The organism is Paenibacillus sp. USHLN196, assembly GCF_037144955.1.
GTDB classification, from domain to species: Bacteria; Bacillota; Bacilli; order Paenibacillales; family Paenibacillaceae; genus Paenibacillus; species Paenibacillus xylanexedens_C.
This window is the reverse complement of the sequence record NZ_JBBCYH010000024.1, coordinates 28487-50393: the sequence shown is the minus strand read 5'-3', so window position 1 is coordinate 50393 and position 21907 is coordinate 28487. Positions and strand designations below refer to the sequence as shown.

General features: G+C 47.8%; 24 protein-coding genes. 23 read left to right on the top strand and 1 reads right to left on the bottom strand.

What is annotated here, in order from left to right:
- The first annotated feature begins 3 nt into the window (after positions 1-3).
- From rsmA to WFI24_RS32055, 10 genes are all read left to right on the top strand, one after another.
- Complete coding sequence (rsmA, locus tag WFI24_RS32100; RefSeq protein ID WP_272907837.1) at positions 4-906, top strand: 16S rRNA (adenine(1518)-N(6)/adenine(1519)-N(6))-dimethyltransferase RsmA; 903 nt, start codon at positions 4-6, stop codon at positions 904-906.
- Positions 907-965: 59 nt separating this feature from the next.
- On the top strand, positions 966-1862 hold the full coding sequence (yabG, locus tag WFI24_RS32095; protein WP_336765876.1) for a sporulation peptidase YabG: 897 nt from the start codon (positions 966-968) through the stop codon (positions 1860-1862).
- 153 nt (positions 1863-2015) lie between these two features.
- Positions 2016-2291: a biofilm formation stimulator Veg gene (veg, locus tag WFI24_RS32090; protein ID WP_017691376.1), complete on the top strand. Its 276-nt coding sequence runs from the start codon at positions 2016-2018 to the stop codon at positions 2289-2291.
- A 254-nt stretch (positions 2292-2545) separates the two neighbouring features.
- A complete protein-coding gene (locus WFI24_RS32085; RefSeq protein WP_017691375.1) occupies positions 2546-2722 on the top strand; it encodes a small, acid-soluble spore protein, alpha/beta type in 177 nt (58 codons plus the stop codon).
- Between the two features lie 149 nt (positions 2723-2871).
- A complete protein-coding gene (ispE, locus tag WFI24_RS32080) occupies positions 2872-3726 on the top strand; it encodes a 4-(cytidine 5'-diphospho)-2-C-methyl-D-erythritol kinase (RefSeq protein WP_336765874.1) in 855 nt (284 codons plus the stop codon).
- A 97-nt stretch (positions 3727-3823) separates the two neighbouring features.
- Positions 3824-4651: a pur operon repressor gene (gene purR / locus WFI24_RS32075; protein ID WP_145326525.1), complete on the top strand. Its 828-nt coding sequence runs from the start codon at positions 3824-3826 to the stop codon at positions 4649-4651.
- A gap of 188 nt (positions 4652-4839) precedes the next feature.
- Positions 4840-5124, top strand: coding sequence for a septation regulator SpoVG (gene spoVG, locus WFI24_RS32070; protein ID WP_017691372.1), 285 nt, complete (start codon positions 4840-4842; stop codon positions 5122-5124).
- Positions 5125-5207: 83 nt separating this feature from the next.
- On the top strand, positions 5208-5402 hold the full coding sequence (locus WFI24_RS32065; RefSeq protein WP_336765872.1) for a hypothetical protein: 195 nt from the start codon (positions 5208-5210) through the stop codon (positions 5400-5402).
- A 78-nt stretch (positions 5403-5480) separates the two neighbouring features.
- A complete protein-coding gene (gene glmU / locus WFI24_RS32060; protein ID WP_440131323.1) occupies positions 5481-6872 on the top strand; it encodes a bifunctional UDP-N-acetylglucosamine diphosphorylase/glucosamine-1-phosphate N-acetyltransferase GlmU in 1392 nt (463 codons plus the stop codon).
- A 100-nt stretch (positions 6873-6972) separates the two neighbouring features.
- Entirely contained in the window at positions 6973-7926 is a 954-nt protein-coding gene (locus WFI24_RS32055) for a ribose-phosphate diphosphokinase (RefSeq protein ID WP_017691370.1), read from the top strand.
- A 297-nt stretch (positions 7927-8223) separates the two neighbouring features.
- Here WFI24_RS32055 and WFI24_RS32050 read toward each other — a convergent pair whose 3' ends face one another.
- Positions 8224-8424, bottom strand: a complete 201-nt coding sequence (locus WFI24_RS32050; RefSeq protein WP_076216763.1) for a hypothetical protein — start codon at positions 8422-8424, stop codon at positions 8224-8226.
- Between the two features lie 140 nt (positions 8425-8564).
- Between WFI24_RS32050 and pth the strand changes: the two genes are divergently transcribed.
- The 13 genes from pth (at position 8565) to WFI24_RS31985 (ending at position 21795) form a co-directional block, all read left to right on the top strand.
- On the top strand, positions 8565-9125 hold the full coding sequence (gene pth, locus WFI24_RS32045; RefSeq protein WP_017691369.1) for an aminoacyl-tRNA hydrolase: 561 nt from the start codon (positions 8565-8567) through the stop codon (positions 9123-9125).
- A 98-nt stretch (positions 9126-9223) separates the two neighbouring features.
- Positions 9224-9454 carry an anti-sigma-F factor Fin family protein gene (locus WFI24_RS32040; RefSeq protein WP_017691368.1) on the top strand — a complete coding sequence of 77 codons (231 nt, stop codon included), beginning with the start codon at positions 9224-9226 and terminating at the stop codon, positions 9452-9454.
- A gap of 274 nt (positions 9455-9728) precedes the next feature.
- Positions 9729-13256 carry a transcription-repair coupling factor gene (gene mfd / locus WFI24_RS32035; protein ID WP_336765866.1) on the top strand — a complete coding sequence of 1176 codons (3528 nt, stop codon included), beginning with the start codon at positions 9729-9731 and terminating at the stop codon, positions 13254-13256.
- Positions 13240-14400: a peptidylprolyl isomerase gene (locus WFI24_RS32030; protein WP_336765864.1), complete on the top strand. Its 1161-nt coding sequence runs from the start codon at positions 13240-13242 to the stop codon at positions 14398-14400. The genes mfd and WFI24_RS32030 overlap by 17 nt, the downstream gene beginning before the upstream one ends.
- 330 nt (positions 14401-14730) lie before the next feature.
- On the top strand, positions 14731-15273 hold the full coding sequence (gene spoVT, locus WFI24_RS32025) for a stage V sporulation protein T (protein ID WP_336765862.1): 543 nt from the start codon (positions 14731-14733) through the stop codon (positions 15271-15273).
- Between the two features lie 167 nt (positions 15274-15440).
- Positions 15441-17189 (top strand): putative polysaccharide biosynthesis protein, encoded by a 1749-nt coding sequence (locus tag WFI24_RS32020; protein WP_336765860.1) that lies wholly within the window; start codon positions 15441-15443, stop codon positions 17187-17189.
- Between the two features lie 146 nt (positions 17190-17335).
- Positions 17336-18829 carry a nucleoside triphosphate pyrophosphohydrolase gene (mazG, locus tag WFI24_RS32015; RefSeq protein ID WP_336765859.1) on the top strand — a complete coding sequence of 498 codons (1494 nt, stop codon included), beginning with the start codon at positions 17336-17338 and terminating at the stop codon, positions 18827-18829.
- A 309-nt stretch (positions 18830-19138) separates the two neighbouring features.
- Positions 19139-19411: an HU family DNA-binding protein gene (locus tag WFI24_RS32010; protein ID WP_017691362.1), complete on the top strand. Its 273-nt coding sequence runs from the start codon at positions 19139-19141 to the stop codon at positions 19409-19411.
- Positions 19411-19689 (top strand): RNA-binding S4 domain-containing protein, encoded by a 279-nt coding sequence (locus WFI24_RS32005; protein ID WP_036606120.1) that lies wholly within the window; start codon positions 19411-19413, stop codon positions 19687-19689. Before WFI24_RS32010 ends, WFI24_RS32005 begins: the two co-directional genes overlap by 1 nt.
- Positions 19690-19864: 175 nt before the next feature.
- Positions 19865-20149 carry a sporulation protein YabP gene (gene yabP, locus WFI24_RS32000; protein ID WP_056697424.1) on the top strand — a complete coding sequence of 95 codons (285 nt, stop codon included), beginning with the start codon at positions 19865-19867 and terminating at the stop codon, positions 20147-20149.
- The gene (gene yabQ, locus WFI24_RS31995; RefSeq protein ID WP_145326530.1) at positions 20146-20715 is read left to right on the top strand and encodes a spore cortex biosynthesis protein YabQ; all 570 of its coding nucleotides are present in this window, start codon (positions 20146-20148) and stop codon (positions 20713-20715) included. The genes yabP and yabQ overlap by 4 nt, the downstream gene beginning before the upstream one ends.
- Positions 20716-20727: 12 nt before the next feature.
- A complete protein-coding gene (locus tag WFI24_RS31990) occupies positions 20728-21063 on the top strand; it encodes an FtsB family cell division protein (RefSeq protein ID WP_336765849.1) in 336 nt (111 codons plus the stop codon).
- Positions 21064-21261: 198 nt separating this feature from the next.
- A complete protein-coding gene (locus tag WFI24_RS31985; RefSeq protein WP_237178574.1) occupies positions 21262-21795 on the top strand; it encodes a S1 domain-containing RNA-binding protein in 534 nt (177 codons plus the stop codon).
- Positions 21796-21907: the final 112 nt, after the last annotated feature.

Sequence of the window (21907 nt, the reverse complement as noted above, 5' to 3'; positions counted from 1 at the left end):
CATATGAAAGACATGGAAGAAACGATTGAAATTGCAACGCCCAAGCGAACCAAAGAGATTATTCAAAGACACGGATTCTCATTCAAGAAAAGTCTGGGTCAGAACTTTCTGATCGATCAAAATATACTGAACAAAATCGTTAATGCAGCCGATTTGGACGAGTCCAAGGGTGCGTTGGAGATCGGGCCGGGTATTGGAGCCCTTACGGAGCGATTGGCTCGGGTTGCAGGTCCTGTCACAGCCGTAGAGATTGATCAGCGCTTGATTCCAATCCTGGGAGAAGTGATGCAGCCTTATTCAAATGTACGTGTTCATCATGGGGATGTGCTGAAGCTTGATCTGGCTGAGTTGTTTAATACCGATTTTGCCTCCGTGGATAAAGTCAGTGTCGTGGCTAACCTGCCTTATTATGTAACGACCCCCATCATGATGAAACTGCTGGAAGAGAAGCTGCCGGTAGACAGCATCGTCGTCATGATTCAGAAAGAAGTCGCTGAACGTATGGCTGCTGCGCCGGGATCAAAAGACTACGGCAGCCTGAGCATTGCAGTTCAGTATTACAGTATGCCGGAGCTGGTTTGTATTGTGCCTCCTACAGTCTTTATTCCGCAACCTAATGTGGAGTCGGCTGTTATTAAGCTCAAGGTGCGTGAGCAACCGCCAGTTGAGATTCCTGATGAAGCACACTACTTCGAAGTAGTACAGGCTTCTTTTGCCCAGCGGAGGAAAACAATCTCGAACAACCTGAAAGCACGCTTCTTCACAAAGGAGAACCGGGAACAGGCAGATATTCTGTTGGAGCAGGCAGGTATTCAGCCTTCCCGGCGCGGAGAAACGTTGAGTCTGCAGGAGTATGCTACGCTCAGTACCGTGATGTGGGAAGCAGGGGTACGCGCGGCGCTGTAAAATTCGAATGAACCAAACCGGGTCTCTGCCCATACGATGGGGTAGAGGTGATTACGTTGATGAATATCGGAGACTTGGTCGTTCGGAAGTCATACGGTGGTGATGTGACTTTTCGGGTGGAAGGCCTCCAGTTGGATACTGCGGTCATTAAAGGGACTGAGTTCCGGCTGCTTGCCGATTCCCCGGTGGATGATTTGATACAGGTTCCCTACGAACCGCAAAGTGCCAAGACCAGACAGGCGCATATTAAAGCACATCAGACCTTGTCACGCCTGCAGCAGAATCGTAAGGAGCAGGCTGAGCGGAATCGTGAAGGTCTGGTGCAGGATTGGTCTGCTCAGCAGGAACCAGCTTATTTTGAAATGCCTGGCAAGGTGCTTCATCTGGATGGAGACCCGAATTATTTGAAAAAAAGCATGGATCTCTATGAACAATTACGTGTTCCTGCGGAGGGACAGTATGTTCATGAATCTGCTATGGCAGATACCTTATACCGTTTGTTACCCAAAGTCCGTCCGGATATCGTCGTAATTACGGGTCATGATGGGGTGTTAAAGACACGTCAGCCCTATGACTTATATAGTCTTGGTAGCTACAAGAACTCGCAAAATTTTGTGGCGGCTATTCAGGTAGCCAGACAATATGAACGTCATCTGGATGCACTCACCATCGTGGCAGGGGCCTGTCAGTCCCATTTTGAGGCACTGCTGCGCGCTGGGGCGAACTTTGCCAGTTCTCCGGGCAGAATTCTTATTCATGCACTTGATCCGGTCTATGTGGCAGCTAAGGCCTCCTTCACATCTGTGCGGGAAACAGTTAACATGAGTGATGTTCTGCACAATACCATCAGTGGTAGCCAAGGTGTGGGTGGTGTGGAGACACGTGGGAGTTACCGGGTAGGTTTGCCGGGTTTGAATGATTTATCCACGCTAAAAGTGAACCCATCTGCAGTCTGATGTAGGCCATTTAAAGTCCCAATTTGGGGCTTTTTTTGTTTGCAAAAAAATTCATTGACAACAACTTTTTGATGCTGATATAATAATTAGTTTTGATTTGACAATGACTGTAAAATCCGGTATAATGGACAAGAAAAGAGGTGGTCGTCGACAATGGCTAAAAACACGCTGTTGGATATCAAACGCAATCTCGACGCACATATTGGTCAGAAAATTATGTTGCGGGCTAATGGTGGCCGCCGTAAGACCATTGAGCGTACGGGTGTATTGGAAGAAACGTACCCTTCTGTTTTTATTGTTAAGCTTGATGAGGAACAAGAAACTTTCAAGCGAGTATCTTATAGTTATGCGGATATACTTACGGAATCGGTGGAAGTCATGGTCTATGACCCAGGCAGCCAGACGCATAGCTCCTATATGGAGACGTAAGTATCGTTTTACAGGCGATTCGCCCCCCAAGGCGGATCGCTTTTTTGTTTTTCACAAAACAACCAATTTGTCCTCTAAGGTAAACCATACCTACTTAGGAATGAGTGAGGGTCGCTCGCGGCATACTATTTGGACAGGTGAAGGAACAGTTTCTTAAGCAATTGGTGGGAAACTGAAATTGGCCTGGAGGTATGTTGTCTAAAGCGTGAACGGACTCATCAGATCATGAAGGATACTAAGGAGGAGGATGGTTCATGAGTCGGAGAAGAAGAAGTGTCATGTCAGAGGATCTGAAGAATGAACTAGCAAAAGACCTGGGTTTCTATGATACGGTCCAACAGGAAGGCTGGGGCGGGATCAAAGCCAAGGATGCAGGAAACATGGTAAAACGTGCAATTCAACTTGCTGAACAGGCTGCGCGCAAATCCTAATCCGGTTCCATCAGATTGAGAAGCGGGGAAATCCGTCAGGAATAACCCCGCTTTTTCCCCATAGATGCGGAATAGAAATGACTTGACAGCCCCATTTTGATATAATATGTTAAGTTGTCTTAGGGAAAAGGTGAGGACGGGTGAACGCCTTGAAAATTTACGAAAAAGCGCCTGCTAAAATTAATTTGATGCTGGACGTTTTACATAAAAGAAGCGATGGATTCCATGAAGTTGAAATGATTATGACCATGGTCGATCTGGCCGATCGACTGGAAATGTCGGAGCTGCCGCGAGATACCATCTTCATCTCCAGTCAGGCAGGGTATATCCCACTGGATGAGAAAAATTTGGCTTTCCAGGCAGCTCGGCTTATTAAGGAACGCTATAACGTGCGCACGGGAGTTCATATTCATCTGGACAAAAAGATTCCAGTTGCAGCTGGACTTGCAGGCGGTAGCAGTGATGCAGCAGCAACTCTGCGCGGATTGAACCGTCTCTGGCGGCTCAATATACCGGATCACGAACTACAGGAGCTTGGAGCTGAACTTGGTTCGGATGTTCCATTCTGTATCACAGGAGGGACAGCGCTCGCTACAGGACGTGGTGAGAAATTGACGCCCATACCTAATCCGCCGCAATGCTGGGTTATTCTGGCCAAGCCTCCTATTAATGTGTCTACAGCCGATGTATACGGACGGTTTCGTAGTGACAAGATTGTTCGGCATCCGAGTGCGAAGAAAATGGAGCAGGCTATTCGTGACCAATCATTTACGGATGTATGTAACCAGATGGGCAATGTGCTTGAAGATGTAACGTTGAAGCTGTATCCGGAAGTTCAGCATCTGAAGGATGCCATGATTCGTCTGGGTGCAGACGGTGTGCTGATGTCAGGCAGTGGTCCAACGGTATTTGGTTTGGTGTCGAAAGAATCCAAGGTTGCCCGGATATACAATGGTCTGCGCGGCTTCTGCAAAGAAGTGTACGCTGTACGTATGTTGACGTAAAATTCGCTTTTATAATGTACAAACACGTATAAAGGTGGTATATTTTTAAATAATTATTCGGATTTAGATGTTTCCGTGATCGTGAGGATGGATCTCTGTGAAGAAGTTAAAACGAAGCGCAAGGCTGGTTGAAATGACGCAATACTTATTGTCCAGACCGCATACGGTTATTCCGCTCACCACATTTGCCGAACGCTATGGAGCCGCGAAGTCTTCGATTAGTGAAGATTTGGCGATTATCAAGGAAGTGTTCGAAGAAGGTGGGTCAGGAGAACTGAATACACTGGCTGGAGCAGCCGGGGGAGTTAGATGGATTCCGAAGGTGTCCCGAGAGTTGGCATTGGCTTTTGCAGAGCGCCTCTCGACCCAGCTCGCTCAGCCTGATCGGATCTTGCCTGGAGAATACCTGTACATGTCTGATCTGCTCGGACAGCCCGCATTGATGAATGAAGCCGGCAAGATCTTTGCAACGGCCTTTGGCAACATGAATATTGATGTGGTTATGACGGTAGAAACCAAGGGAATTCCACTGGCTTATGCGACCGGAGCCCAGCTCAACCTGCCTGTTGTGCTCGTACGCAGGGACCATCAGGCTACAGAAGGATCGGCCGTAAGTATCAATTATGTATCGGGGTCCCATAAAAGTCTGCACACCATGTCCCTGTCTCGCAGGGCGATGCGTGAGCACTCTAGAGTACTTATTGTGGATGACTTCATGAAGGCTGGGGGTACGGTGCAAGGAATGATCGATCTTTTGGCCGAGTTTAATGCTACGGTAGCCGGGGTAGGGGTACTGGTTGAATCTGGTTCTGTGGATTCAGAAGAACGCCTGCTAACAGACTACGTATCGTTGGCTAAGCTAACAGCAGTTGATGCCAAGAGCAGACACATTTCCGTGAAGCCTGGCAACTATTTTGACCTGTAGAAAGATGACGAATTTCGTGTCGGGAAAGGTTCTTTTCCATCGACCTGGCACTAACGTTGTCGAATTGTGTATTAAATAAAAAAATTCCTGAAATTAGGAAATTTTTGTGGTTATAAAAAGAAGGAGTTCGTATAGGCTGTGTGGAATTATACACCAAGTTCTGATGGAAAAAGGTGGTGAACACACACATGCAAATTACGGATGTCAGACTCCGCCGTGTTAACTCGGAGGGGAGAATGAAGGCTATCGCATCCATTACCATCGATAACGAATTCGTCGTTCATGACATTCGTGTCATTGATGGTAACAACGGAATGTTTGTTGCTATGCCGAGCAAGCGGACTCCTGACGGAGAGTTCCGTGATATCGCCCACCCGATCTCTTCCGGTACTCGTGAGAAGATTCAGGCAGCAGTTTTGACTGAATATGATCGCGCAGCAACTGAGGAAGAAGTCATTGAAGAAGGTGCCTGAGAACATTATTGGGGTTCGAAGGAAAAGAGAGCCATGTCTTATGGCTCTCTTTTCTTTTTGACCGGAATAAGATATATTCAGTATTGAGTTTATTAGCAGAGAACAAAAAGCGCATCGTGCGCTTGATGGCAGGGCGGCATCTTAGGAATCATTGGGATTCGGTTAAGCTCGCAGGTACACGGCGTATACATATAGGTCACGATTCGTTGGTGTCCGCGTTGTTACGTGTGATTACAGAGACAGCAGGCGATGAACAAGACCGGCTTGAAGCCGGCTGAACGATACTCGTTGGATATCAGGTAAACAATGCACTTCAATGGGATTTTCAGAACAGGAGGTCGTTAATTTTGAAACGAATGGCAATCGTTCTTGCCGCAGGGCAAGGGAAACGAATGAAATCAAAATTGTACAAAGTACTGCATCCCGTATGCGGTAAACCTATGGTTGGACATGTGCTGGATGCAGCACTCAGCGCAGGCGTTGAACGCAGTGTAGTTGTAGTCGGTCATGGTGCCGAAGCGGTGCAGTCATTTTTGGGTTCCAGAGCGGAGTACGCACTTCAGGCGGAACAACTGGGCACAGGTCATGCAGTGAAGCAGGTTAAATCATTGCTTGGCGGCGAAACAGGCTCTACAATTGTAGTCTGTGGAGATACTCCGCTTGTGACCAGCGAGACATTGGAAGGTCTGATGAAACTCCATGAGAGCAGCGGAGCAGCAGCGACGGTTCTTACGGCTCAGTTGGACAATCCCAAAGGCTATGGCCGAGTGATTCGCGGAGAAGATGGGTCTGTACAACGGATTGTGGAGCAAAAGGATTGCACGGAGCAGGAAGATGCTGTGAATGAGATTAACACAGGCACATACTGTTTCGATAATGCCAAATTGTTCGCTGCCCTGGAAAAAGTGACGAACCAGAACGCTCAGGGAGAGTATTATCTCACAGACGTGGTTGGCATTTTCCGCAAAGATGGAGAAGTCGTTGAGGCCTACATGTCAGATGACATCGCAGAATCCATCGGGGTTAATGATCGACTTGCACTTTCGCAAGCCGAAGCCTTCATGCGTGAACGTCTCGCCGTACGTCATATGTTGAACGGTGTTACGATCATTGATCCGTCATCGACATATATCGGAGCGGATGTTACGATTGGATCAGATACGGTATTGTATCCGGGGACGATCCTCAAAGGCAACACTTCCATTGGGGAAGCATGTCATATTGGTCCTCAGGCAGATGTGGAAGACAGCGTTATTCAGGATGGAGTTACAATTAAACATTCGGTGTTATCCAATGCCGAGGTTGGTTCTGATGCAACGGTTGGTCCATTTGCTAATTTGCGTCCAGGGACTAAACTCGGTCGCAACGTAAAAATTGGTGACTTTGTTGAAGTGAAAAATGCTACAATTGATGAAGGATCCAAAGTATCTCATCTCAGTTATATTGGGGATGCCAAAGTAGGGAAAAACGTAAATGTTGGATGCGGGGCAATAACTGTCAATTATGATGGTTATAATAAAGCTGTGACAACGATTGAAGATGATGCTTTTGTAGGCAGCAACGTCAATCTAATCGCACCGATTACGGTAGGAAAAGGCGCTTATGTGGTTGCTGGCTCCACCGTCACCCATTCCGTTCCCGAGAATGATCTGGCCATTGCTCGTCCACGTCAGGAGAATAAACCTGGTTATGCGGAGAAGATTCGCGGACGTGCCAAAGCCAAGAAACAAAATGCCAAATCCCAATAAGGGGTTTTGATAACAAGATTGCCTCCCGAAGACCGGGAGGTGCCGACATGTCGCAGACGCTTATAGATTCCAATGAACCAGCACGGAGGGTTTTTATTTTATGACTTATTTTGATTCGAAATTAAAAATATTTACTTGCAATTCTAACCCCAAGCTCGCCCATCAAATTGCTGATTATATCGGGATTCCTATGGGTGAATCTCATACAACCAGCTTTAGTGATGGTGAGATTCAAGTGAAACTCTCCGAGAGTGTTCGGGGTTGTCACGTCTACATCGTGCAGTCCACTTGCTTGCCGGTTAATGACAACCTGATGGAAATGCTCGTTATGATCGATGCACTTAAACGGGCATCTGCCAAGACGATTAACGTCGTTATTCCTTATTATGGCTATGCTAGACAGGATCGCAAGGCACGTTCGCGTGACCCGATTACAGCGAAACTGGTTGCCAACCTGATCGAAAAAGCGGGTGCAACCCGTGTCATCGCGATGGACTTGCATGCAATGCAGATTCAGGGATTCTTCGACATTCCGGTCGATCATTTGCTCGGCGTGCCGATTCTGGCTCAATATTTCCGGTCGAAACAGATCGAAAATCCAGTTGTTGTGTCACCTGACCACGGCGGCGTAGTGCGCGCACGTAAACTGGCTGATTTCTTGAATGCACCACTTGCGATTATCGACAAGCGTCGTCCTGAGCCGAATGTGAGCGAAGTGATGAATATTATCGGTAACATCGAGGGTAAAACAGCCATTCTGATCGATGACATTATTGACACAGCGGGAACGATTGTATTGGGAGCGAATGCTCTGATGGAAGGCGGCGTAAAAGAAGTATACGCGTGCTGTACTCACCCGGTATTGTCCGGACCTGCGATGGAACGTTTGGAGAATGCACCATTGAAGGAAGTCATCGTAACGGATACCATTCCAATTACGCATGCTAATCCGACAAGCAAACTCAAAGTGTTGTCTGTAGCGCCTTTGCTCGGAGAAGCAATTATCCGGGTTCATGAGGAATTGTCAATCAGCAAGCTGTTTGAAATTGAATAAGGATGTCTGCATAAAGTAGTAGAGGGGTTACGTTTTCCTGTTCAATGGAAAATGTAACCCCTGTCGGCGTGCCGTTTTATTAAAAGTGAAACAGACGCTGGTCAGTCCATATAATTTGAACTACTAATTTACACAATAACGGAGAGGGCAGAAAAGATCTGAAGAAGTGAAACGTTCGCCTTTATCACCGGATTTTCCCTTTGAAAAGGGAATCAAAAAATCTGGGGATAACAGCGATCGGAAGATGTTTCTGCACGCGCAGTGATCCAGTGTAAATGGTTGGTTCATCTTATATGGTTAATACCCGGGGCGGGAGATAAATCGGAAACGACGCCGATGAAAAAGTGTGTTGGCAATTTCGACGAATTGATTATCAAAACGTGTGATGAGACCAATCTCAATATGGGTGTCGCGGTCGTATACCTGTACAGGTACGTGATATTCGAGATGATAGATAAAATCGCTATGTTGAGTCAGTTGTCCGTTGTCTTCGCGCAAAACCCGCTCACCTTCCTGGGTTGATAAAATATGAACTGTGAATACTACAGTAAATTCGGAACTTACTTTCCTGATATTATATGAAATATAACATTCGAAGTCTATGCCTCACCTCAGGCTAATCCGAAGGAGGGAACAAGATGAAGTGGATTGTCGGACTTGGAAATCCAGGCTCGAACTATGCCAAAACCCGTCATAATATCGGTTTTATGGCACTGGACCGGTTGGCAGATCGTCATAGTATCTCCATTACACAGAGTAAATGTAAGGCGCTGATTGGAGAGGGCAATATCGGCGGTGTGAAAACCGTGCTAATCAAACCAATGACCTATATGAACTTGTCTGGTGAATCGGTTCGGGCATATATGGATTTTTATAAAGTTAGCCTTGAAGATCTGATTGTTGTATACGACGATATGGATACAGAGATTGGCAAAGTCAGATTGCGATACCAAGGCAGTGCAGGTGGACATAATGGGATCAAGTCCATTATTCAGCATACCGGTACACAGCAGTTTAACCGGGTACGTATGGGAATATCCCGGCCTGAACCAGGACATGCCATTGTCGATTATGTGCTGTCGACATTTATGAAGAAAGAAAAAGAAGCCCTTGATCAGACCATTGAACAAACGTGTGATGCCCTGGAGCATAGCTTAACCCATACGTTTGAACAAACGATGGCGAAGTTTAACGGTTAATTCTGTAAGTCATTCTGGTAAATTGATCAAAAAAGACGGGTTCGATTCAGCCATACTGGACATACTGGACGTATAAACTATGTTCAGGAGGCATAAACATGTCAGTGAATTACGTATGTCGGCATTGCCGTACCTTTATTGGACGAATCGATTCTGCCCGGATAACGGAAGTAGAGCTCGGCTTTCATTTCTTGACCCCCGACGAGCGGAGGGATATAATAGCGTATAATTCCGGTGGTGACATTACCGTTCGGATTACATGTGATTATTGCAAGGAAGCCCTGGAGCACAATCCGGAGCTTAGCCTGCTCGCGAGTCCGCTTCAGTAGACATCGCCTGTAACAGGATCGAATGACAGTTTAGGGCGGCAGCGTAATAACGCTCCACCTTTTATAGCCTTGGCAGCCTGCTGAGGCTTCTTTTCAGTTGGTATGAAAGCCAGCGCTATCTCCAATATCAGGCTCAGCCACATCAACAGATGTGGCAATGTTGCGAGTAATCCTTTATGATGAAACAGGACAAAAAGGAATTTGTATCCATTTTAATAGTGATGCTACGCGTATGCGTGAGATAATCAAGTAAGTTATAAGAGAGGTGCCCCTTTTGTTACAAGCACTTATACAGGCTTTTTCCAAAGATCCGGACTTCGGGTCCATTACAGCCGGAATCAAGTCCGGCATGAAAGAGCAATTGGTTTCCGGTTTGTCCGGATCAGCGCGTCAGATTATGCTGGCTGCTCTGCATCAGGAAATGAAACGACCGTTGCTCGTAGTAACGCACAATATGTTTTCAGCCCAAAAAATTGCAGAAGATTTACAGGAAGCGCTTTCACCTGATCAGGTGTTGATCTATCCTGCCAACGAACTTGTCGCTGCTGAAGCTGCTGTTTCCAGCCCGGAAACATTGGGTCAGCGTATTGATGTGTTGGTCCGATGCGCCCAGGGATTCAGGGGCGTTGTTGTTATTCCCTTTTCCGGGGTAAGACGTTATGTCCCGCTTCCGGAAGTGATGGCCAATGCTCGGATTTTGATTAAACAGGGCAATACACTTCAACTTGATTCCTTCCTGTTGGAGATGGTAAAGCTCGGATACGAGCGTGTGGAACGCGTGGAATCTCGCGGGGAGATGAGTGTACGCGGAGGTATCATCGACTTCTATCCGGTTACTTCATCGATCGCGTATCGAGTGGAGTTATTTGATGACGAAATCGATTCCATTCGGACATTTGACCCGGCGGATCAACGTTCGATTGAACGGATTGAAGAAATTACGGTTCTGCCATGCAAGGAGTTAATCGCAGACCGTGAACGGATGGAAAAGGCTGCGGACGCGGCTGTTCTTTTGCTGGAGCAACAGCTTGAGAAAATGACGGACCGGCAGGCGAAGCTGCGCCTTCGTGAAGAAATTCACCGGGAGATTGAGCTTTTACGAGAGCACGTATATTTTTCCGAAATGTATAAATATATTTCTCCCCTCTATCCGGAGAACAAAACGATTTACGATTATATGCCAGAAGATACGCTGCTGGTTCTTGATGAGCCTGCCAGACTATCGGAGACATCGAAACAGCTGGACCGTGATGAATCGGAGTGGAATCTGCACTTAATGCAAAACGGAAAAACACTTCCGGATCTTCCATTGTCCGCAGATGGCGATGAACTTTTGTATGAGCGTCCATTCCAGACGCTGTTTATGTCGATCTTTTTGCGTCAGGTTCCACACACCCAACCACAAAACATTCTGAACTTCATCAGTCGTGGCATGCAGGATTTCCATGGACAGATGAACGTACTGAAGGCAGAGATGGAGCGTTGGCAGAAGGCCGGCGTTCAAGTGCTCATGCTGGCGAATGGTGAGGAACGACTGGATCGGATGCGCCGGGTACTGATGGACTATGATATTCCTGAGCCGGAGATGTTGATTGGTAACTTGCAAACCGGGTTTGAGATGCCGTCCATTCATTTGGCTGTCGTGACTGAGGGCGAAATGTTCTCGCAAAAACAGCGTAAAGTGCGCAAACCTATTCGGAATGTTGACAATGCGGAACGGATCAAATCCTATAGCGAGCTAAAAGTGGGCGATTATGTCGTTCACCAGAACCACGGGATTGGTAAGTACCTGGGGATCGGCACACTTGAGGTTGGCGGCATTCATAAAGACTACATGCATATTCTCTATGCGGGTGGAGACAAACTGTCTGTACCTATTGAACAGATTGATCTGATTCAGAAATACGTAGGTTCCGAAGAAAAAGAACCGAAAATATACAAGCTGGGCGGTAACGAGTGGACACGGGTTAAAAATAAAGTCCGCACATCCGTACAGGATATTGCTGATGATCTGATCAAGCTCTATGCAGAGCGTCAGACCTCCAAAGGGTTTGGATTCGACAAGGATTCTGCAGAACAGCAGGAGTTTGAGGACATGTTCCCCTACGATGAGACACGTGATCAGGTGCGTGCGATCGAAGAAATCAAGAAGGATATGGAACAAAACCGTCCAATGGACCGTTTATTGTGTGGGGATGTTGGTTACGGCAAAACCGAGGTGGCTATTCGTGCTGCGTTCAAAGCTGCAATTGAAGGCAAACAGGTGGCTGTACTCGTGCCGACAACGATTTTGGCACAGCAACATTTTGAGACATTCCGTGAGCGGTTCTCCGGTTACCCGTTTAACATTCATGTGCTGAGCCGTTTCCGCTCCCGCAAAGAGCAAAATGAAACAGCCAAAGGCATCAAGGCAGGCACAGTGGATATTGTGATTGGGACGCATCGATTGCTGTCACAGGATCTGGTGTTCAAGGACCTGGGACTGCTCATTGTCGACGAAGAACAGCGTTTCGGAGTAACTCATAAGGAAAAACTGAAGAAGCTGAAAACGAATGTGGACGTACTGACGCTGACGGCAACGCCGATTCCGCGTACGCTTCATATGTCCATGCTCGGTGTGCGTGATCTTTCCGTTATTGAGACTCCCCCAGAGAATCGTTTCCCGGTACAGACCTATGTGGTTGAACACAGTCAGGCGCTTGTACGCGAAGCTATTGAGCGTGAACTGGCACGTGGTGGTCAGGTGTATTACCTTTACAACCGTGTTCAGGGAATTCAGGAGATGGCTGCCGAAATTTCTGAACTGGTGCCCGAAGCCAAGGTTGGTGTAGGACATGGTCAGATGTCGGAAACAGAGCTGGAGAAGACAATTCTGGACTTCCTGGATGGTGAATATGACGTGCTTGTGAGCACAAGTATCATCGAGACCGGGGTAGATATTCCGAACGTAAATACCCTGATCGTACATGATGCAGATAAAATGGGGCTCTCCCAGCTGTATCAGCTGCGCGGGCGGGTGGGTCGTTCCAACCGTATTGCGTATGCCTATTTTACGTACCAACGGGACAAAGTTCTTACTGAAGTTGCCGAGAAACGTCTGCAATCGATCAAAGAATTCACCGAATTGGGTTCCGGATTCAAAATCGCCATGCGTGACTTGTCGATCCGTGGTGCGGGCAATCTGCTAGGAGCAGAGCAGCATGGCTTCATCGCTTCCGTCGGGTTCGATCTGTATTCCCAGATGCTCGCAGAGGAGATCAACAAACGCAAAGTTACGATGCTTGGCGAGGAGCCGGTACCTTCTGATCAGTGGAATACAACCCTCGATCTCAGTATCGATGCTTACTTGCCGTCCGATTATATTTATGACAGTATTCAAAAGATTGAGATCTACAAAAAAGTGGCGGTCATTGCCTCCTTCGACGATGCGATGGAATTGGAAGACGAATTGGTTGACCGATTCGGTGATCTTCCGGAGGCCGTCATTAACTTGCTGGCTGTTGCGCGGATGAAAGTATACGGCAAAATCTACGGTATTGAGGCCATTACCCAACGCGGTGAGGACATCACGGTGAAGTTCTATGAAGGGCGAGAAGATGCCTTTGAACTCTCGAAAATCTCGCACATTGGAAATCAGTTCGAAAGACGTGTACAATTTGAACAAGGACCCCATATGCTGATTCACGCTAAAGGCAAGGGGCTTGGGGATAAGCAACTGATGGAGCTGGTAGAGAAAATTCTGGAGTCCATGAAGACTGCTTTTAAATCAAAGGGGGAACTAAAGGATGTTACCAAAGTATAAAAAGGTAGGAAAAGTACTGTCTGTGAGCATGGTCGCAGTACTGTCCTTATCATTGCTTGCTGCTTGCGGCAAGAAGGAAGAAGCGAAAGCACCGGAATCGACAGATACGAGTGCTGTAGTCGCTACGTATGATGGTGGTACCATTACAGCCAATGAATTCGACATGGAACAACGCGTTATGAAATTCCTGTATCCGGAATATGCACAAATGATGGATATGGACGATTTCAAGGAGTACCTGGTGAAACAGGAAGTTGCTTATGAATATCTGAGTGGCAAAGCAAGTGAAGAAGCCAAAACAGCGGGTGTCAAAACAGCAACCGAGCAATTCGATAAAATGAAAGCTTCTGTTCAGGCAGATCAATGGACTGAGATGATGAAAGCTCAGAACCTGACTGACCAGAACATCAAAGATTATATGACTCGCATTATGACGGTAATCAAAGACAAGGAAACCGGCGTTACAGAAGATGCCATCAAGGCTGAGTTTGAGAAAAACAAAGATCAGTTCACTACGGCTTCCGTTCGTCACGTGCTGATTAACTTCACAGATCCAAAAACGCAAAAAGAGCGTAAAAAAGAAGATGCACTGAAGATTGCAAAAGAAGTAAAAACCAAGTTGGATGGTGGAGCTGATTTTGCTAAAATTGCAAAAGAGTATTCCGAAGATCCAGGTTCTGCTGAAAAAGGTGGATTGTATGAAGAAACACCTGTAGGCAGCTGGGTAGAGGCATTTAAGGAAGCTGCAAAAACGTTGCCACTGAACAAAATTAGTGATCCAGTAGAGACAGAGTACGGTTACCACGTCATGAAAGTGGAAGCTCGTACAGAAGCTGACTTTGCCAAATTGACGGCTGAACAAAAAGAAAGTCTGAAGAGCCAATTGGCTGCAGCCCAAATCGATACGTTCATGCAAAATGAATTGGACAAAATCGTAAAAGAAGTTAAACTGCCAAAAACAGAAAAAGCTGAAGAAGGTACGACTGAAGGCACAACTGAAGGTACTACGGGTACAGGAACTGAAGGAGAGAAAACAACCGAACCAAAAACGGATGACTCCACAGGTACGAATACCAAGACTGACCAAGGTACGACTGGAACAGACAAAGATGCAACGACAGATGAAGGTACAAGCAGCAAGTAAGCTGGTGAAATTGCTGTGTTAGCATACGTTCAGGGTTAAATTCGCCCGAATGAATGCCTTGTACTACGTAAATATGGACAACTATACAGAGAAGCAAGGGGAGGACTTAGGACCTCCTTCTTGCTTCTTCTTTTATATATTCAAGCCGTATGGGTACATGGTCGCCTTCTTCGAAAGTTACACAACTATATTCTCCGAAGCATGTATAAGGAAATGGGAACAGATGAATACTATGGTCAAGATATCACACTAAACGTTCTGGGACTTTCCTCTACCCATTAAGGAACAGTAGTTGAAAAATCTTCTCGAGAAAGTGGGGCAACATGTGAAATGAAAGCTACTGGTATTGTCCGCCGTATAGATGACCTTGGTCGTGTGGTCATTCCAAAAGAAATCCGCCGTACGTTACGTATTCGTGAAGGTGATCCACTGGAAATTTTCGTGGACCGTGATGGAGAAGTTATCCTTAAAAAATATTCGCCGATTGGCGAGCTTGGCGATTTTGCCAAAGAATATGCAGAATCCCTGTATGAGAGTACAGGCCATGTAACGATGATCTCTGACCGGGATACCATTATCACGGTGGCAGGCGGCTCCAAGAAAGAATATTTGGACAAGCAGGTGGGTCAACTGTTGGAAGGTTGTATGGAAAACAGAAAGACCATTTTGGAAACAAACAATGGTACTTATGAGCTTAGCAAAGATCATGACGAGACGTTATCCTCTTTTGTTATTGCGCCAATTATCTCGGGTGGTGACCCCATCGGAACAGTTATCCTTTTCAATAAGGATGAATCAGTTAAGATGTCTCAGATGGAAGTGAAGATGTCCGAGACGGCTGCTGGCTTCCTTGGCAAGCAAATGGAACAATAGAACGCAGATGAACTCCTGATGCCCTGTTTTGGGCATACGGGAGTTTTTGCATTTTAAAGGGTCAAAGAAGTAGATCCGGATGATTGTGATGGGGAAGGGTTAGTCTGTGTGCCTTCAGGCGGGTATAATAGCAAGGTATGCTTAAAAGGATTACGCAGGAGGGACTTATGAAACAGCCGTCTACAGGCTCAAGGCTGCTACAGGGTGCATTTGTACTTGGGCTTGCGGCCATTATCTCTAAAATTATTGGTGCTTTTCAGAAGATTCCGCTGCAGAATCTGGGGGGAGACGGTGTATTTGGCATCTACAATACGGTATATCCGTTATATATGCTCATTATCACGCTTGCTGCTGCAGGACTGCCCCTGGCCGTATCCAAATTCGTAGCAGAACAGATCGCACTCGGAAGACCAGACGAGAGCAGAAGGATTATTCGACTATCTTCCCTGCTGCTCGGGGGAATTGGAATTATAATGGCGCTCTTGATGTATGCAGGTGCGCCACTGATCGCTGATTTGATTGGCAATCGACATGTGGTGCCATCGATTCGTGCAGCATCATGGGCTTTGTTGTTCGTCCCGGTGATGACAGGGTTACGTGGATATTTTCAGGGTTTGCAACAGATGGTACCGACAGCCGTATCGCAAGTGGTGGAGCAGACGATACGTGTCACAGTCATGATTGTTCTGCTTTTGTGGTTGATGAGGCGGGATGCTTCGCTCGAAACCATCGCTGCTGGCGCCATGTTGGGCTCTGTTGCCGGCGGAATGATTGGACTGCTAACGATGTTAGGGTATTTGGTCCGACATCGGCGGAAAGACAGGGAAGTGGTCACCGGGCAATTGAATTCAGAATGGAGCGGGAAGGGCCAAGAGGTTGAAGCAGACAGGCATGAACGTCAGGAGCATAAGCCGGTTACGTCGCAGAAGAAAACGGTGAGTACTATTAATCCCGCTCTGGGAGAACGGTCACGATCCAACGGGGAATGGATCCGGACGTTGCTCATGTATGCCATTCCGGTCTGTCTCGGTTCATTGGCTGTGCCGCTGATGAATCTGGTGGATACCTTCACCGTGCCGCGGCTGCTGCGAGGAGAAGGACTGGATGAGATTCAGTCGATGGTTTCCTTCGGCATCTACAACCGTGGATTGCCGTTGGTTCAACTGGTGACGATGCTTGCCACGTCACTATCTGTGTTGTTTATTCCGGCGATGGCGGAAGCCCGGTTGAAGGGCGGGCCAGAAGCCGTACGGCAGCAAGCAGGCCTCGCGTTGCGCTGGTTCTGGTTGATCGGCCTGGCGGCATCCGCAGGTCTCGCGGTGCTGGCGGAGCCGATTAACCGCATGCTCTACGGAGATGCCGCAGGCACCGAAGCACTGCGGTACATGGCGCTGACGGCTGCGGGCAGCACCGTCAGCATTATTGCAGCGGCGCTGCTGCAAGGCCTCGGCGCCGTGCGTGCACCCGCGTTCAGCATGCTGGCCGCCGCAGGCGTTAAGGCGCTGCTGAACGTTATGCTTGTGCCGACGCTGGGCATTAGCGGCGCGGCCCTGGCAGGCGCAGTCGCCTACATGCTGGCGGCTGGCCTGAATGTGGCGCTGCTGGCGCGACTTGTCGCCCTGCGCCCAGCCCCTGGCGCCGTCCTGGCGAAGCCGGCGCTGGTGATCGCCGCCATGAGTCTGGCGGCATTAGGCACGGCCTGGGCCGCCGAAGCGGTACTCGGCGGCATGGGTATCGCGGCCGACCGCAGGCTGGCCGCGATGGGCGTGAGCCTGCTGGGCATTGCCGCAGGCTCGGCCGTGTTTTTGCTGGCGGCGGCCCGGACAGGGCTACTGACCGCCGCGGAGCTGGCGGCTGTGCCCAAGTTGGGGCCTCGCCTGGCCAAGCTGCTTCGCAGACTGCGTGTGCTGCGCTAGCTCCATGCTCACGGTGCTACTGCATGCAGCACCGAGAATATGCAATTATAGGATATCGAATGATTCTGGTATAATACGTGTAATTAGTCCTGTTCAGGCACGATGAATCAGTGAGCCTGGACATAGTCCGGATGGAGGTTTACGTAATGAGTTCAGCTTTAACCGTAGTGGGTCTTGGATCTGGAGATGCAGACCAACTGACCGTAGGTATTATCAAAAAAATGAAACATGCAGCTACGCTGTATGTACGTACCCTGGATCATCCCGTATTGAATGATCTGCAACAAGAGGGGCTGGAGATGACATCATTTGATGCTATCTATGAGGCGAAGTCCTCCTTCCCCGAAGTATATGATGAGATCGCGAACCAACTGATAGAAGCCGCTCGCAAGGGTGAGGCTGGAACCGAGATTGTGTACGCCGTACCCGGTCATCCGATGGTAGCAGAAGCAAGTGTACGCCTACTCAAAGAACGTTGTCCGCAGATGGGTATCTCATTGCGTGTCATGGGCGGGGAGAGCTTCCTGGATGAAGCTTTTATACGACTTGGATTCGATCCAATCGAAGGGTTTCAACTCCTGGATGCCAGCAGCCTGAACACGGAATTGGTACAACCACAGCTACATACATTGATTGGACAAGTCTACGATGTGTTCACTGCTTCGGATGTGAAGCTATGCCTGATGGAGGTTTACCCGGATGATTATCCGGTATTTGTTGGTCACGCGTTGGGCGTACAGGGCCAGGAGGTCATTCACAAGATACCATTGCACGAACTGGACCGGATCGAAGGGTACGGCAATCTGTCACTGATCTATGTACCGAAGAACACCGATGATGCCCTGCGTCGCCGTTCCTTTGCGCGTTTGCATGAGATCGTCAATATCCTTCGCAGTCCGGGTGGCTGTCCATGGGATCAGGAACAGACACATCAGTCCATTCGCAAAAACCTGATTGAAGAGACCTATGAAGTCATTGAGACAATCGATGAGGATGACCCCGACCATATGAAAGAAGAGCTGGGTGATCTGCTGCTGCAGATTTTATTGCATTCCCAGATGGAAGAAGAGGTTGGCACATTCAATGTGTATGATGTCATCGAAGGCTTGAACGATAAGCTGATTTTCCGTCATCCACACGTTTTTGGTGATCATCAGGCCGAAGATGCGAATGAAGCTCTTCAGAACTGGGAACAGATGAAGGCAGAGGAGAAGAAGCGCAAGGGCCAGGATCAGGAGAAGGTTTCCGTGCTGGACGGCATACCGCGTGATTTGCCTGCATTGATGAAGGGATACAAGCTACAGAAGAAAGCAGCCAAAGTGGGCTTTGACTGGGATGATGTTGAAGGTGTGTTTGCCAAGATCGAGGAAGAATTGGCGGAGTTGAAAGAAGCGGTGCAACAAGGCCAGTCTGCGGAAGAACGGAAGCTCGAACTGGGTGATTTATTATTCGCTGCAGCAAACGTCGCAAGATTCATCGATACAGACCCGGAAGAGGCACTCGCTGCGACAAACCGCAAGTTCGTTGGACGGTTCCAGTACATCGAGGAGCGTCTGCGTGAACAGGGGAAAACGCCAGCAGATAGTAATGTAGAAGAGATGGAGCAATTCTGGCAGGATGCGAAAAAGGCAGGATTATAACAGGTTCAATTTTCTGGGAAAAGCCGGATAACCTTATTCCATTCATGCTATGCAGTGTGTTATGATAATACGAACATGTGTTCATCTGTGTAAACTGGGGTTGGTGTTTAGCGACAGATGGTTTCGGGTATTGGTCTTAGACTGTTGCCTGCGGACCATCGACAAAAAGCTAAAAAAAGTCGCGGACCAAGGCAGGATTTCAGATACCAAGCCAGAATACATGTGTAGTAACCTAACGCGAAACCAGCGGCAATAACCTATTGCTCAGGCTCGCAGATACTTTTTTTTCAATTTGGGAGGCTTTTAAAAATGAACAAAACAGATCTGATTAACAACATTTCAACCAAAAGTGGTTTGACTAAAAAAGACGTTGAGTCCGTATTGAACGGCTTTTTGGGAGAAATTACAGATGCGCTTGCCAGCGGAGACAAAGTACAATTGATCGGCTTTGGCACTTTTGAGACCCGCAAACGTTCCGGTCGTACCGGACGTAACCCACAAACAGGGAATGAAATCGTGATTCCTGAGTCCACTGTTCCTGCATTCAAAGCAGGTAACAAACTTAAAGAAGCCGTAAAATAATGCGTCTTGATAAATTCCTGAAGGTCTCCCGGTTAATTAAACGCCGTACTGTGGCCAAGGACGTCTCTGAACAGGGACGTGTTCTGGTGAACGGACGTGAAGCGAAGCCCAGCGCCGCTGTTAAGGTAGGCGATGAGCTGACGGTTCAGTTCGGTCAGAAACTGGTCACCGTGAAGGTGGAACGAATTGCCGAGAGTACCAAGAAGGATGAGGCGAGCAGCCTCTATACCTTGGTTAAGGAAGAGCCGATCGCCAAGGATAACGGGATGAACTGGTAACAGTACACCTGATATGATTGTATGTTCATTCAATGCAAGTTGAATCGAAACGTCCTCCTGTAACTGGGAAGGGCGTTTTTGTTTTCACCAGACAGCGGGGTATTTGTTCAGCAACACAGGTTCTATTCCAACATCCACATCCATAAGCTAGGTGTATGAAGGAGGGGTACATGCCATGGTTGAGCACGGTAAGGCCAAACAGCATCATCTGAGCATGCAGAATCGGAAACTGCTGGATCTGACGGGTGTCTCCAATGTGGAGAGCTTCGACAGTGAGGAATTTTTGCTGCAGACTGAACTTGGGCATCTGACCATCCGGGGGCACAATTTACATATCAAAAACTTAAGCCTGGAGGAAGGTCTGTTATCTATTGAAGGTACAGTAAGTTCGCTCCAATATCTGGACCCCGGTTCCCAGTCCAAAAACAGTAAAGGCCTGTTTGGCAAGATGTTCCGATGAGTCCGGATACTCAATGGATCACATTGATGTGGATGCTTATTTCGGGGGTCGTGATGGGGATGGCCTATGACAGTTACCGGGTACTGTCCGGACAGCTGCGGTTTCCGAGATGGAGCATCCACACGCTAGATCTGTTGTACTGGGTTGCCTCCGCGCTGTTCGTTTTTCGGATGCTATACGCCGGAAACCACGGACAGTTGCGGTTTTATGTCTTTTTGGGGCTGATTATAGGGGTTTGCTTCTATTTTTGGCTTTTAAGTGTTACAACCCAGCGTTTTGTGGTAATGTTAATTAAACTCGCAAGAACGCTGATTCATTGGTGTGGACATATCCTTAACATCCTGATCGTTATGCCGGCTAAAGGAATCTATAAGTTGATTCGCGTATTATTAGGTTTTGTAATTGCGATACTAATATTCCTGGGCAAGCTGGTGCTGCAATGTTTGGTACCTTTCGGCAAGTTATTCCGCTGGATGTTTAGGCCGCTCCTGAGACATTGGGTGACGCCGCATTGGATGATCCGTGTGGGTACAAGAATTGCAGCGATGTGGAAACGCTGGTTTTAAGGAGGTCCGATAATGGGTAAAACACCTGTGGGCAGATCTAAGGCTCCAACTCACCAAGGAAAATCTGCCGGTGCACGAAGGCGCCTCATGCTTTGGATGACGTTTATGATTGTATTTGTAATATGGGCAGGATATACATTCCTTGTGCAGAATGCACAAATTTCGGACAAGAGTTCTCATCTGGCTACTCAGCAAGCTTCAAAGGTAGATACGTTGAAGAAGCTGGAGCAGTTGAAGTACGAAGTCAGCCGGTTGAATGACCCAGAATACATAGGACAGCTGGCACGAAAAAAAGGATATTATCTTCCTGAGGAAACGCCGATCCAGGTTGAAGAGTCAGGGAACTGATGGAATTCGGTCCATTACCGAGCTAGGTTTGTTATCCGTGTGTCTGAAGCCGTTAAACCGGAAAAAATAGGCTCTCTGATGGGGTAGTGTTCAGTTGACCTTGGTTTACGGCATAAGGTATAATTACATTAGCGCAGCATTGATTTTGGCATTCAAAAAATCGGGTTGTATATTTTTAAGGGAGGATCATTTTATTCTATGGCAATTGAAGTGGGCACCAAGTTAGAGGGCAAGGTGACAGGAATCACGCATTTTGGAGCATTTGTGGATCTGTCAGGAGGTGTCACGGGTCTCGTTCACATCTCGGAAATCGCCGACAATTACGTCAAAGATGTCAACGACCACCTGAAGCTGAATGACCTCGTTACAGTGAAGGTTATCAACGTTGACAAGGATGGCAAGATCGGACTTTCCATTAAGCAAGCTGTTGACAAACCGGTTGAGCAACAAACCCAATCTAGACCCCCGAGAGCTCCTAGACCGGAACGCAGTGGAGGAGATCGCGAACGATTCAGCGGCGGAGGCCCAAGTGGTGGCCAAGGTCGTGGTGGTGGTGGCGGCGGTGGATTTAACCGTGGTGACCGCGGAGGCCGTTCTTTCAAGCCCGCAGCAGGCAAACCTTCATTTGAGGATAAAATGTCACGCTTCCTGAAAGATAGTGAAGAGCGGATCTCTTCGCTTAAGAAGAACACAGAAGGCAAACGCGGAGGCCGTGGGGCTAAGCGTGTGTAATCTGTCACAACCTGATCTAAACATATAAGTGAAACCGTTAGCCCATGGGCTAGCGGTTTTTTTGCGTTTCTATCACAGATAAGGAGTTGGATAGCTTTTTTTGTAAGGTGAA

Bases quoted from the DNA above. Each gene is read 5' to 3' on its own strand.
- rsmA (WP_272907837.1), top strand. From the start codon at position 4: ATGAAAGACATGGAAGAAACGATTGAAATTGCAACGCCCAAGCGAACC.
- yabG (WP_336765876.1), top strand. From the start codon at position 966: ATGAATATCGGAGACTTGGTCGTTCGGAAGTCATACGGTGGTGATGTG.
- veg (WP_017691376.1), top strand. From the start codon at position 2,016: ATGGCTAAAAACACGCTGTTGGATATCAAACGCAATCTCGACGCACAT.
- WFI24_RS32085 (WP_017691375.1), top strand. From the start codon at position 2,546: ATGAGTCGGAGAAGAAGAAGTGTCATGTCAGAGGATCTGAAGAATGAA.
- spoVG (WP_017691372.1), top strand. From the start codon at position 4,840: ATGCAAATTACGGATGTCAGACTCCGCCGTGTTAACTCGGAGGGGAGA.
- glmU (WP_440131323.1), top strand. From the start codon at position 5,481: ATGGCAATCGTTCTTGCCGCAGGGCAAGGGAAACGAATGAAATCAAAA.
- WFI24_RS32055 (WP_017691370.1), top strand. From the start codon at position 6,973: ATGACTTATTTTGATTCGAAATTAAAAATATTTACTTGCAATTCTAAC.
- pth (WP_017691369.1), top strand. From the start codon at position 8,565: ATGAAGTGGATTGTCGGACTTGGAAATCCAGGCTCGAACTATGCCAAA.
- WFI24_RS32040 (WP_017691368.1), top strand. From the start codon at position 9,224: ATGTCAGTGAATTACGTATGTCGGCATTGCCGTACCTTTATTGGACGA.
- WFI24_RS32030 (WP_336765864.1), top strand. From the start codon at position 13,240: ATGTTACCAAAGTATAAAAAGGTAGGAAAAGTACTGTCTGTGAGCATG.
- spoVT (WP_336765862.1), top strand. From the start codon at position 14,731: ATGAAAGCTACTGGTATTGTCCGCCGTATAGATGACCTTGGTCGTGTG.
- WFI24_RS32020 (WP_336765860.1), top strand. From the start codon at position 15,441: ATGAAACAGCCGTCTACAGGCTCAAGGCTGCTACAGGGTGCATTTGTA.
- mazG (WP_336765859.1), top strand. From the start codon at position 17,336: ATGAGTTCAGCTTTAACCGTAGTGGGTCTTGGATCTGGAGATGCAGAC.
- WFI24_RS32010 (WP_017691362.1), top strand. From the start codon at position 19,139: ATGAACAAAACAGATCTGATTAACAACATTTCAACCAAAAGTGGTTTG.
- WFI24_RS32005 (WP_036606120.1), top strand. From the start codon at position 19,411: ATGCGTCTTGATAAATTCCTGAAGGTCTCCCGGTTAATTAAACGCCGT.
- yabP (WP_056697424.1), top strand. From the start codon at position 19,865: ATGGTTGAGCACGGTAAGGCCAAACAGCATCATCTGAGCATGCAGAAT.
- yabQ (WP_145326530.1), top strand. From the start codon at position 20,146: ATGAGTCCGGATACTCAATGGATCACATTGATGTGGATGCTTATTTCG.
- WFI24_RS31990 (WP_336765849.1), top strand. From the start codon at position 20,728: ATGGGTAAAACACCTGTGGGCAGATCTAAGGCTCCAACTCACCAAGGA.
- WFI24_RS31985 (WP_237178574.1), top strand. From the start codon at position 21,262: ATGGCAATTGAAGTGGGCACCAAGTTAGAGGGCAAGGTGACAGGAATC.